Annotated in this window: 13 protein-coding genes; all 13 read left to right on the top strand. The window is 32.5% G+C overall.

Going from position 1 to position 12,928, the window contains the following annotated elements; genetic code table 11:
* The first annotated feature begins 446 nt into the window (after positions 1-446).
* The 13 genes from uphY to BF9343_RS16660 are packed head-to-tail and all read left to right on the top strand — an operon-like array spanning position 447 to position 12,925.
* The gene (uphY, locus tag BF9343_RS16720) at positions 447-986 is read left to right on the top strand and encodes a capsular polysaccharide transcription antiterminator UphY (RefSeq protein WP_008769904.1); all 540 of its coding nucleotides are present in this window, start codon (positions 447-449) and stop codon (positions 984-986) included.
* Between the two features lie 44 nt (positions 987-1,030).
* Positions 1,031-1,516 (top strand): UpxZ family transcription anti-terminator antagonist, encoded by a 486-nt coding sequence (locus BF9343_RS16715; RefSeq protein ID WP_005790533.1) that lies wholly within the window; start codon positions 1,031-1,033, stop codon positions 1,514-1,516.
* A 51-nt stretch (positions 1,517-1,567) separates the two neighbouring features.
* Positions 1,568-2,659, top strand: coding sequence for an MraY family glycosyltransferase (locus BF9343_RS16710; RefSeq protein ID WP_010993434.1), 1,092 nt, complete (start codon positions 1,568-1,570; stop codon positions 2,657-2,659).
* 45 nt (positions 2,660-2,704) lie between these two features.
* Complete coding sequence (locus BF9343_RS16705; RefSeq protein WP_010993433.1) at positions 2,705-4,054, top strand: flippase; 1,350 nt, start codon at positions 2,705-2,707, stop codon at positions 4,052-4,054.
* A 34-nt stretch (positions 4,055-4,088) separates the two neighbouring features.
* Complete coding sequence (locus BF9343_RS16700; RefSeq protein ID WP_065814074.1) at positions 4,089-5,066, top strand: nitroreductase; 978 nt, start codon at positions 4,089-4,091, stop codon at positions 5,064-5,066.
* Positions 5,067-5,087: 21 nt separating this feature from the next.
* Complete coding sequence (locus BF9343_RS16695) at positions 5,088-6,287, top strand: polysaccharide pyruvyl transferase family protein (RefSeq protein WP_158236938.1); 1,200 nt, start codon at positions 5,088-5,090, stop codon at positions 6,285-6,287.
* Positions 6,288-6,330: 43 nt separating this feature from the next.
* Positions 6,331-7,290 (top strand): glycosyltransferase family 10 domain-containing protein, encoded by a 960-nt coding sequence (locus BF9343_RS16690; protein ID WP_041926337.1) that lies wholly within the window; start codon positions 6,331-6,333, stop codon positions 7,288-7,290.
* 28 nt (positions 7,291-7,318) lie between these two features.
* On the top strand, positions 7,319-8,245 hold the full coding sequence (locus BF9343_RS16685) for a glycosyltransferase (protein WP_010993429.1): 927 nt from the start codon (positions 7,319-7,321) through the stop codon (positions 8,243-8,245).
* Positions 8,245-9,231 (top strand): glycosyltransferase family 2 protein, encoded by a 987-nt coding sequence (locus tag BF9343_RS16680; protein WP_010993428.1) that lies wholly within the window; start codon positions 8,245-8,247, stop codon positions 9,229-9,231. The genes BF9343_RS16685 and BF9343_RS16680 overlap by 1 nt, the downstream gene beginning before the upstream one ends.
* Positions 9,201-10,040, top strand: coding sequence for a glycosyltransferase family 2 protein (locus BF9343_RS16675; RefSeq protein ID WP_010993427.1), 840 nt, complete (start codon positions 9,201-9,203; stop codon positions 10,038-10,040). Before BF9343_RS16680 ends, BF9343_RS16675 begins: the two co-directional genes overlap by 31 nt.
* Positions 10,019-11,071: an EpsG family protein gene (locus BF9343_RS16670; RefSeq protein WP_041926255.1), complete on the top strand. Its 1,053-nt coding sequence runs from the start codon at positions 10,019-10,021 to the stop codon at positions 11,069-11,071. Before BF9343_RS16675 ends, BF9343_RS16670 begins: the two co-directional genes overlap by 22 nt.
* Positions 11,071-12,126: a glycosyltransferase gene (locus BF9343_RS16665; protein ID WP_010993425.1), complete on the top strand. Its 1,056-nt coding sequence runs from the start codon at positions 11,071-11,073 to the stop codon at positions 12,124-12,126. Before BF9343_RS16670 ends, BF9343_RS16665 begins: the two co-directional genes overlap by 1 nt.
* Entirely contained in the window at positions 12,113-12,925 is an 813-nt protein-coding gene (locus BF9343_RS16660; protein WP_010993424.1) for a glycosyltransferase, read from the top strand. Before BF9343_RS16665 ends, BF9343_RS16660 begins: the two co-directional genes overlap by 14 nt.
* Positions 12,926-12,928 lie beyond the last annotated feature (3 nt).

The raw sequence follows: 12,928 nt of genomic DNA, 5'->3' as shown, positions 1-12,928 counted from the left end.
AAAACGTTCGTTCAATGGAACAAAGGTAAACAGTATTTTTACTATAGCAAAATATTTTTATAAATAAATTCATTTATTCTATTTTTATCTTCTTCATGATGCTGTAAATCAATGAATTATTGGAATCTAAAAAATATAGATTTTCTTTTTGAATTTTTCTTTTTATCCGGTTCTGAATTTCATCAAAAATGATGTTTCAAAAGACGAACGTTTTTTGAAACATAAACCGTATCTAATATCTTCGTTCATAGCTAATTAGTCTTTAAAATCAGCGTTTTTACGAAATCGGCTGTTTTTTGAGGCGGTCACATAACATTTCAGCATCCTTCTACTGTGATAGGGGAGGGTTTTGAGATCACATGAATGCAAGCAAGACTGATATTCGCATTACATCACCTGACCGGGAGGTACTTTCGTACTCCGGTGTCCCCAAAGAACATCCTTTTGTGAAGGAATCCCCAGAGCTGTTTTGGTATGCCGTTCGTGTCACTTACAGCCGTGAGCTTGCTTTAAAAGAGTATCTCGATGGTGAATGTATCGAGAATTTTATCCCCATGCACTACGAATACATCGTCAAGAACGAGCGCCGCGTGCGTAAATTGGTTCCTGCGGTCCACAACCTGGTGTTTATCCGTTCGAGCCGTGAACGTATCGATCGTATCAAAGACGAGATGGGCATGACCCTTCCGATCCGTTATATCATGGATCGTGAAAGCCGCCAGCCCATTGTTGTTCCCACTTCTCAGATGCGCAGCTTCATGGCGGTTGCCGGCAGTTACGACCAGCAACTGGTCTATCTCGAACCCTCAGCCGTAGCTTTCCGTAAAGGGCAGCGTGTGCGTGTGACAGGAGGCATCTTTGCCGGCGTCGAGGGTGAGTTTATCCGTGTGAAAAACGATCGGCGTGTGATGGTTTCCATCCAGGGTGTCATGGCCGTTGCCACCACCTACATCCATCCCTCTCTAATCGAGCCGCTCGATCTTTAAACAGTAAAATAGCAGACAATAAATCGTAAATTGTAAATATTTCCATGAACTCTTTAGATTCTCAAATTACCGCTTTGTACACCTTGGCGCACGAACTTCTTTATCTCGGTTCCGATGGCAGCCCCATCTACAGCGACCACTTCAGCCGGTTGAACGGTGATGTACTCAGTCGTGCCAATACTTTATATCCCCATCATGGCTCCACCGACGAGGAAGAAGCCCGTTTGTGCCTTTCGCTTCTGATGGGTTATAACGCGACGATCTACAATAACGGTGACAAGGAAGTCCGCATCCAGCAGATCCTGAACCGTTGTTGGGAAGTGCTCGACCGCTTGCCCGCTTCCTTGCTGAAGGTGCGCCTTCTGACTTATTGCTATGGTGAAGTCTTTGACGACGACCTCTCCCGTGAGGCGCATAGCATCATCGACAGCTGGGGAGAGCGTGCCCTTTCCGGCGATGAATGTGAGATTGCCGAACAACTCCGCAGTCTTGAAGAGAATCCTTATCCCAACTGGGAAGTAGAGGAGTAAACTCTTTTCTTTTTCGACACAACACTGTATATAACCTAAATCCCCTTTGTCTTGAATATCCTTTTCATCATATTGGCTTTTGTCATCTCTGCTTCGGTTGCCCGGCTTATCATTCCCCGCATCCTGCTTATCTCTTTGCGGAAGAAGCTTTTCGATATGCCGAGTGAGCGCAAGGTTCATAAACGTGCCATTCCCCGTTTGGGCGGTGTCTCTTTCTTTCCCACCATCCTGCTTTCCTCCTGTGGCGTGTTCGCCCTTCGCATCCTGATGGGTTATGATGTTCCCGCCCTCCGTGCGGTGTACTTGTTGCCCGAGTGCTTGTTTCTGGTCTGCGGGATGACTTTGCTCTACCTGACGGGTATTGCCGATGACCTTGTCGGAGTGCGCTACCGTCAGAAATTTGTGATCCAGATCATCTGTGCTTCGTTTTTTCCCCTGGCCGGCCTTTGGATCAATAACTTCTACGGTCTTTTCGGCCTGTATGCCCTTCCTGCCTGGATAGGTATGCCTTTTACGGTTCTTCTGGTTGTCTTTGTCACCAATGCCATCAATCTGATTGACGGTATCGACGGTCTTGCCTCCGGTCTGAGCAGCGTTGCCCTGCTTGTCTTCGGCTTCCTGTTCATGCAGAAAGAACTTTGGACGTACAGCATGCTCGCCTTTGCCACGTTCGGTGTGCTGGTCCCTTTCTTTTACTATAACGTCTTCGGCAGTGCGGAACGTGCCCGTAAGATTTTTATGGGTGATACGGGCAGCCTGACTTTGGGCTATGTGCTCTCTTTCCTTGCCATCAAATACAGCCAGTACAATCCGGATGTCACCCCGTATACCGAAGGTGCTTTCGTGATTGCTTTCAGTACGCTGATTGTCCCTGCGTTCGATGTGATCCGTGTGGTGATGGTTCGTGTTCGCAGTGGCAAGAGCCCTTTCGAACCGGACAAGAACCATATTCATCATAAGTTCCTGGCAATGGGTTTCACACCAAGAAAGGCGATGATAACGATCTTGCTGATTTCTTGTGCGTTTAGTGCGGTGAATATTCTGTTTATGCCCTATGTAAATAATACAATAATGTTAATAGGAGATATTACTGTGTGGGTGGGACTGAATTTATGGTTCGACAGGGTAAGAGATAATTATTGACATTGTAAATTCTATTTTGTATTAAAGTAGAAATGAATAAATAGAATGTTTAAATTACTTGTTGGAAATTATTTGTTAAATTTATCAGATACAAAAAAAAGAGTTTTCTTGAATGTCTTTTGGGCTATACTAGGTAAGGTAGCCAATATGTTAGGAGCTTTGTTTGTTGGTATTTTAGTTGCTCGTTATTTAGGACCGAGTGATTATGGATTAATGAACTATGTTATCAGTTATGTTTCTATTTTTTTGATTATATCTTCTTTTGGTTTAGATGATATTGAAATTAGGGAGTTTTCACGAAATCCCCAAAAGTATCAAACAATAATAGGCACTGCATTTTGTATACGATTTTGTTTTGCTTTACTAGCATATATTTTAATAGGAATAAGTCTATTAATTTATAAAACTGATCTCTTTACATCTACTATAATATTAATATATGCAGTAACTGTTTTTTCAAATTGCTTTAATGTTATAAGAAACTATTTTACATCCATATTGCAGAATGAATATATTGTTAAATCAGAACTTTTTAGGATTATTATAGGGGCTTTTTTAAAGATAATACTTTTATGGTATAAGGCTCCGTTGGAGTACTTCATTATAGCTACTATGTTTGATACTGTCTTAGTTTCTGGAGGATATTTTTTATCTTATTATCGAAAAATCGGGAAAGTATCTTATTGGAATTTTAATAAGAAAATAGCTTTTTTTTTAATAAAAGAATCATTTCCGCTTGTCTTATCTGGTGCGGCTGTAGTTATTTATCAACGTATTGATCAGGTTATGATAAAAAATATGATTGATAATGAGTCTGTTGGATATTTTGCAACAGCAGGACGCTTTTTAGATATTATTTTATTTTTACCAATGATTTTGGTACAGACTATAACTCCTTTGTTAGTGAGAGTGAAAGAAAAGAATATTGTTGAATATGAAGAAAAGAAAATATTATTTGTAAGCATAGTTGTTTGGATTTCTATAGTTATAGCTATATCAGTTTCTCTTATATCTTATTGGTTAATTTATTATACTTATGGTGAGAAGTATCTAGCAGCGGTACCTGTTTTACAAATAATGTCTTGGAAAACAGTCGGAATGGCTCTATCTGTATGCTCAGGTCAGATTATGATAATGGAACACATTCAAAAATGGGCTGTTGTCCGTAATATTATAGGTTGTTGTGTCTGCGTGTGTGGAAATTTATTATTAATACCAGTTTGTGGTATAGTTGGATCTGCTTGGGTTACAATAATAACAATATTTTTTGCAGGATTCTTTTCTTGTTTTTTAATTCCTGTTTATCGTCCAATATTTTTTATTGAAGTTAAAGCCATTTTAAAAGGATGGAAAGAGTTGTTTCGCTTGAAAGAATTAAGGGGGAAATCAATTTAATTTTTTATATAAATCAGTTGTTATTGTGAAAAAAATGCTCAAGCCATTTTATAATTGGCTAAGATTAAAATTGCAATTCTTGGAAGAGGCTTATTATTTTTGGCTCTTGCTTTGTAGACATAATGCTTCTGTTAATACAGAAGCAAGTATGAAAAAAATGCAATATATTTTATTGCGTGAGGCACATGTTATAGAAAAAGGCATGTCTATGAGAAATCCACGCAAAGGATTTGGTCAAGCTAAGATTTTAATAATGCTGCAGAATTTAAATAGATATTATGATTTATATTCCACAGAAGATTTGGATTTTCTTAAATTCCCTATATCTACAGTTGGCAGTTATATACAATATACTAATGAAATGGGGATAGATATTACCAAGATAGAACAACAATATTTAAACTTAGTATCTAGAACTGGATTCCAAAATCTGAATAGACATTCAGGAATAGAATCTATAGCTAAGAGTGATATATTAAAGGAATGTAATAAGACTTTTGAATCTTTGTTGTATAGTCGGCATTCTATTAGATATTTTGATAATAAAATACCTTCTAAAGAAATGCTTGAAAAAGCGTTGAAACTAGCATCTCGTACTCCGTCGGCTTGCAATCGTCAAGGATGGCTTACTCATATTTTTATAGGTGAAAAGAGTTATTCACTTTTACAATGGCAGGGTGGATCGAATGGATTTGAGAAGGAAATTCATTGTTCAATATTAGTAACTGCTAATTTGAATGCCTTTTTATCATATGAGGTTCATCAAGCTTATGTGGATGGTGGTTTATATGCTATGAATTTGCTAAATGCTTTACATTCATTAGGATTAGGGACAATACCTTTATCATGTGGTTTTGGGTATAGTAAATTAAGGATGTTGAAGAAGCAATTCTATATTCCAGAAAATGAAGTACCTATAATGATCATTGGTGTTGGTGAACTATTGGATCATTTTAATGTAGCTATATCTATGCGAAGGGATGTTTCAACTACCAATACGTATCATTATTAAATGAATTATAAGACATTAGTTATGAAAATATTAATTATAAATCAACATAGCATGAATCATGGAGATGAGGCGGCGGGAAAGGCTCTAATTCGTACGTTATATGATAGAGGATTTCAGGATATAGCAGTTTCATATAATATGAATGATTTTGATGCAAGTTGTTTATTTAAGTATAAAAATGTAAAACAAATATTGCCTACAAAGAAGAAAGCTAGAGGATTAGATAAAATAACAAAACTATATTTGAAATGCCCTTGTTTTATTACTAGGTTTTTAACTTTAATGTATTTGCAAAGACGTCGAGAAGTTAAAATGATAAAAGAAGCTAATATTGTTATTAGTGCTCCGGGCGGGGTAAATATGGGATTATATCGTGATTATGGATATGTTTGGAGGTTGAAGGAGGTTTTATATCAAGGAAAGTCATTAGTAATTTATTCCCCTTCAATCGGTCCTTTTACTACGAATGATTTTTTTAGGAAAATAGCAAAGGAGATTTTGACACGTTCTACTTTTGTAAGTTTGCGAGATACACAGAGTTATAGATATGCTGAAGATTTATCAGTACATTATATTCAATCAATTGATACTGCTTATTTGGAAACCCCACGAATGGACTTACCTTTAGAGCTATTAAATTTACTTCCTAAAGAATATGTAGTATTAGTTCCTAATGAGTTATATAGTTGGCATATAGATTATTTTCATTATGATAAAAGGTCTATAGATCGTTTTTATTCTAGTCTAATTGATAAATTCACATCAAACGGATTGACTGTTGTTTTGTTACCTCAGTTGTTCTATCAGCCAAATATGGAAGATGAAGATTATTTTAACAGATTAAAAGCAGAAAACGAAAAAGTTATAGTGATTCCAACTTATTACGATTCGGATATACAACAAGCCATAATAAAGAGAGCTCAGTTTGTTGTTGGCGCTCGCTACCATACTATAGTTTTTTCTATTAATAATGAGACTCCTTTTGTTTGCTTATCTTATGAACATAAAATGAAAAATATGTTGGAAATACTTTCTTTAGATTCTTATTCAATCGATATTTCTTATGCATTTGAAAATCATAAAATTGTTATAGATAAGATTTGGAAAATGTATTTAGATCGTGTAAGTGTTCTAAATGTATTATATGATGGTAAGAAAAAAGCAAAATTACTTGCTAGAAAAACTTTTGATTTTTTGATTAAAAAGTTGAGAAGTATGTGAAAATGTTTTGTGTGATTGCTTGTCTATCATATTGTTAGTCAAAATGAAAAAGATTTATTTGAAATTTGTTGATTTTTGGGATGGATTTGATACTATTTCTAACTTTATTGTGGATGCTTTGTCCATTCAATACGAAGTAGTACTATCTAATGAGCCAGATTATTTATTCTATTCATGTTTTGGAACGTCACATTTAGAATATGATTGTATAAAAATCATGTTTATAGGTGAAAATATAGTTCCTGATTTTAACGTTTGTGATTATGCCATAGGTTTTAATTATATTGATTTTGGGGACCGTTACTTGAGGTTGCCTTTATATGCTATATATGATGGATTTTCAAACTTGCAGAATAAAAAGATTGATGTAAATAAAGCTTTAGACCGTAAATTTTGTAGTATTGTTGTTTCAAATAATAAATGGGCAGATCCTATTCGTGAGACTTTCTTTAAATTACTATCTAGTTATAAGAAAGTAGACTCTGGTGGAAGAGCTTGGAATAATATAGGAGGACCTGTTGATAATAAATTGGATTTTATTAGCCAATATAAGTTTAATATTGCTTTTGAAAATAGTAGGGTACTGGGATATACAACAGAAAAAATAATGGAACCTATGCAGGTGAATTCTATTCCAGTATATTGGGGAAATCCTTTGGTTGGTAAAGATTTTAATGTGGACTCCTTTGTAAATGCTCATGATTTTGATTCTTTAGAAAGATTAGTTGAGTATATTATAGAATTGGATTCTTCAAAGGATAAATATCTGGAAATGTTGGAAAAACCTTGGCTTCTCGATAAGACATATTTGGATTGGAAACAATTGCTGTTAAATTTTATTAATAATATTATGATGAAATCATATAAGGATGCGAAGTATTTGGTTAATTATGGTCATGCTGGAAAGTATAGAAATGAACAACGCTTTTGGGGGAGATGTGAACGTAAATTTAAACTTCAAAGAATTATTGAATATTATTCTCAATTGTTTGATAGAAAATAATTATATTTTATAATTTCTATTTTGAGATATGGTAGTTAGTGTGTTGATGCCTACTTATAATCATGAAAGATTTATAGAGCAGGCTATTTTGAGTTTTATTCAGCAACAGGTTGACTTTGATATAGAATTGCTAATAGGTGATGATTGCTCTTCTGATAATACCTCTTTTATTGCAAGAATTTATGCTGAAAAATATCCAAATAAAATTCATTTATTTCAATATTCGGTGAATAGAGGGCTAATGCATAATTATAAATATTTGCTTAATCAAGCTAAGGGTAAATATATAGCAATATTAGAAAGCGATGATATCTGGCTTGACCCCTTTAAACTTCATAAACAGGTTGAAATAATAGAAAAAACTCCCAATTGCGGTTTGGTCTTTTCTAATTGGATCGTTATAGATGCTGATTCAAAGGAAGTAACACGATCCCAAAGAACTTTAAAGACAATAGGTTATTCTGATTTATTGAAAAGCAATATGGTTGCGGCTGTAACTGTGTTATTTTCAAGAAACATGTTTGATTTATACTGTGATATTGATGAATATATACTCCGTAACTTTAAGACATTAGATTATCCTGTATGGTTATCTATTAGTGCACATTCAAATATTATTTATTTAGATGATTATACTGCAGGATATAGGTGTTTGTCAACTTCAATAAGTAATAGTAATAGTTATCAACGTTCTATGGCATTTAATCAAAGTATAGATGCTATTGTTCAATATGTTGTAAGTAAATATGGTAAAGGAGAGCTAACAATAAAGGAGTTAGAGAATGCAAGTAAACTTCGTTATTTGACTCAAGCCTTTCAATTTAAAAAATTCTCTCAAGCCTTTAGTATTGCTTGGACATTTCATGCTACAAATATAAAATCATTTATTATAAAAGTATTACCTTTTATATGGCTTTGTAAAAATAGAAAATTAATAGGGCAACGCTTAAAGTAATGGTCTCAATTATTATTCCAATATACAATGTACAAGATTATATAAATGATTGTTTATATAGCGTTTATACTCAAACTTATTCAGAAATAGAAGTCATTTTAGTGAATGATTGTACTCCTGATAATTCAATGTTAATTGCACATTCTAATATTGAAAAATTAAAGAAAAGATTTAATGTAAAAATTATAGATCACAAAAGTAATAAAGGATTGTCTGCTGCTAGAAATTCTGGGGTCAAAGAAGCCACTGGGGAATGGGTATACTTTTTAGATTCTGATGATGAAATAACTCCGGATTGTATAGAATGTTTTGTGCGACTTGCTGAAAGGTATCTTTCTGTTGATTTTATTGTTGGCGGTATTAGAGTTATAGGAAGAAATATTTCTTATAGACTTACTACTTCTGAATATGTTATAGGAAATGATAATATTTTGAAATGTTATATTAGCGGAATGTGGTATGAGATGGCGTGGAATAAACTTATTCGAAAAGAATATTTTGTTTCAAACAATCTATGGTTCAAAGAAGGACTATTACATGAAGATCAATTATTTTCATATCAGTTAGCTACTACTGCTTTGACGATGGCTACAGTTAATAAACCTACTTATATTTATAAAATGCGAATGTCAGGAGCTATTACGTCATCAAATGGTAGGAAAAACTTTGATTCATTTATTTGTATATTGGAATATATGGTTTATTCTGTCATGCAAAAATATTCGACTTCTAGTGTTACACTTGAATATGCTCAAATAATTAGATTTTCTTATTCTATATTGTTGTCACTGTATGGAAAGCATAATTTGACAGAAATGGAAGTGGTAAATTATGAATTAAAGGTGGATAGAATATGTAGAATCGTGACCTTTTATAAATGTAAACTACCAGTTCCTATACAGATTAAGTTAACTATCATAAAATTACCACAAACGATGAGAAAGGTATTATTGAAATGGCACAACAAAAAGATACAAAAAAAATAACTGTTTTTACTTCAACTTACAATAGAGCATATATTTTGCCAAAGTTGTACGAAAGTTTGAAATTACAAACGTGTAAAGATTTTGAGTGGTTGGTTGTAGATGATGGTAGTGAAGATGAAACAAGTGAATTGTTTGATAAGTGGTTGGAGGAGGATGTTATTGAAATAGCTTATTTTAAGAAAAAAAATGGTGGAAAACATCGAGCCATTAATTTTGCAGCATCAAAAGCACAAGGGCAGTTATTTTTTATTGTAGATAGTGATGACTATTTAACCTTAACTGCTGTTGAGATTATTTGTAAGGAATGGGAAAAGGTAGAGAATAAAAAGCAGAGTGCTGGATTGTGCTTTAGGAAAATTTGTTATAATACAGGAAAAATGATTGGTGCAGATTTTCCTGTATCGCCTATTGATGCATCAAGTTTGACAATATGTTATAAATGGAAGATATATGAGGATAAAGCTGAAGTTTTTAAAACTGAGCTGATACGTCGGTTCCCATTTCCTGAAATCGAAGGAGAGAAGTTTATATCAGAAGCTATTGTCTGGAATAAAATTTCGGTCTGTGATTCTCCTTTGCTAAGATGTGTGAATACAGGTATTTATATGTGTGAATATCTACCAGATGGGTTGACCGCTAATTTTATAAAACTTATGAAAAGAAACCCTAAGGGTGGAATTCTTTACTATAAGAGCTTATTTAATTTATCATGTATACGGAAAAATCCTATTGATATTTTAAAAATTTCACTGAGATTATCTCAGTGTATTATTTATTCATTTTTGAGATGCTTTGGCTCTTATTTGTAATAGTGTTTGTTTCTTTTTTATCTTTTTCTGATTTTGATAGAAAAAAGGTCAATTACTTTTCTGTTGTTATTGTTGGAATATTATTGTCAATAACGGCTGGATTTCGGAATGTTGGAGGTGTTGATACAGACTATGCTATATATAAAAATCATTATAATGGTGAATTGGGATCATATTCTTATGAACTTTTTGAACCAGGGTATAATACTGTTGTTTGGCTGGGAAATATAGTAGGATTAAGCTTTAACCTATTTGTTTTTATTTTAACTTCTATATGTTTACTATTATTGTTAAAATTGATTTTTAAATATAGTAAATATCCGATGCTTAGCGTAATGATATACCTTGGAACTTATTTCTTGTTTTATAATATGGTACTTATGCGGCAAATGGTTTCTGTAGTTATGTTTTTGTACTGTATCAATTATACTATTGAAAAAAAATATATAAAATGTTTATTGTGCTTTCTGGTTGGTCTGTCTTTTCATTTATCGATGATCGTCTTTCTTCCTGCTTTTTTTGTATTACGATATTTTAAATTGAATATATGGAATATTATTTTTATTTTAATAATAGGAGTTTTTCTGAAAATTGTAGGAGCGATTAATTTAGTAATGTTTGTAGGAGGAGTTATAGAATCAAGAATGGCTAATTATCTTGCTGGAGATGGATTCACTTTAAATATCATGGAGTATATAAAAATGATAATTATTATTTGTGCTATTCTTATATTATTTCCTAAACTAATTGGAGATTATTTTAATGAAATATTGATAAAATCATATTGTGTGTTTTTTATATTGATTTTTGCATTCGGTGATATTGAGATTTTTTTTAGAATTGCTATGTATTTTGATTTAGTTATATTGTTTCTTATTCCGATTCTTTTTGATAAAATATCAATGACTCGTTTTTCTCGGATAACTATATATACACTTGTGGTAATCTTTTTTGCATTTTCTTTTATTTATAGAGTCCATAATTTTGATAATGGTGAATTTTATCAATATAAATTCTTTTTTCTAGAATAATGAAAATAGCTTTCATAGTACCTTCTCTCATAAATAAGGGGCCTATAATAGTCGTTGATACTTTAGTTCGAAATCTTATTAATCAGGTAGAAAAAGTAGATCTTTTCTATTTTGATGAAAAATATGGGATTGATTTTTGTTGTCAGACATATCGAATTGATTTTGATACACCAATATCTTTTGATAATTACGATATAATTCATTCTCATGGATTTCGTCCTGATAAATATGTTGCTAAGTGGAAAAATAATATTTCTAATGCTAAAGTTGTTACTACTATTCATTCTGATATAGCTTGCGATTTATGCTATAATTATAATTTTTTCGTCTCTTTTATATTTACAAAGATATGGTTGCATTATATTAAAAAATTTGATGCTGTAGTGGTGATATCAGATCAACTAAAAAAGATATATGAATGTAAACTAAAATCTATTAGTAGAGTATATAATGGGATTGATATAACGTATAGACCAGATAAGAATGATCCTTCAATTATAGCACAAATAAATAAATTTAGAGATTTAAATTATAAGATTATTGGAAGCTATGCTTATTTAACTCGGATTAAAGGGTTAGAACAATTAATAAAAGTGCTAGAAAAACGAAAGGATTTGGCTGTAGTTATAATAGGCGAAGGAGAGGCTAAAAACGAACTGATTGAACTGAGTCGAACTTTAAATGTAATAGATAGAACATTATTTTTGGATTATTTACCCACTCCATATAATTATTTATCCCTTTTTGATGTCTATGCGATGTGTTCACGTAGTGAAGGTTTTGGACTTGCAGCGGTCGAAGCTACATTAATGCAAACTCCTGTGGTATGTTCTAATATATCTATATTCAAAGAGATTTTCGATGATACTAAAGTCTCTTTTTTTGAATTAGATAATATTTCATCACTTCTAGAGTCAATAAATATTGCTATTTCAACAATTGGTAAATTAAAGGCTAAAGTAGCACTAAATTATTCTTTAAATAATTTCTCTGGATATAAAATGGCTAGTAATTATTTGGATATATATAGTAATCTTCTAAATGGAAAAATTTAGTGTTTTAATGTCGGTTTATCATAGAGATAATGCCGTATATTTGAAGGAGGCTTTAAATAGTATTTTTGACCAAAGTATTTTGCCGACTGAAATAATATTGGTTAAAGATGGTTTGTTATCTCAGGAGTTAAATAGTGTAATTGACTACTTTGTTGAGAAATACTCGTCTGTCAAGATCGTTGAATTGTTGGATAATCAAGGGTTGGGTAGGGCACTTAATGAAGGTTTAAAATACTGTTCTTGTGATTTGATAGCTCGTATGGATGCTGATGATATATCGAAATTTAAAAGATTTGAAAAACAAATAGAGATGTTTGAAAGATATCCAAAGTTAGATATTGTTGGAGCTTGGGTTGATGAGTTTAGAGACGATGTCTCTAATGTTGTTTCTGTAAGAGCACTTCCAGAACTCCATAACAGTATATTTTGTTATGCAAAGAAAAGATGTCCATTAAATCATCCGGTGGTTATGTTTAAAAAACACGCTGTGCTCGCTGTTGGAGGATATATGCATTTTCCACTTTTTGAAGATTATTATCTTTGGGCTAGAATGTTAATAAATGGTGCTATGTTTTATAATATTCAAGAAAGTCTTTTGTTTTTTAGATCTTCTGAAGAGATGTTTAAGCGACGTGGAGGTTTAAAATATGCAATCAGCGAATTGAATTTACAAAGAGAGTTTGCAAGAATGGGGTTTATTAATTATTACGAATTATTTCGAAATGTAACAATAAGGTTTGTATCTCGTTTGATTCCAAATAAGGTTCGGGAATTTGTCTATTTGAAATTACTTAGATAATAT

Origin of the sequence: Bacteroides fragilis NCTC 9343, assembly GCF_000025985.1 — a bacterium.
Classification (GTDB): domain Bacteria; phylum Bacteroidota; class Bacteroidia; order Bacteroidales; family Bacteroidaceae; genus Bacteroides; species Bacteroides fragilis.
This window is presented reverse-complemented; position numbering and strand designations above follow the sequence as displayed.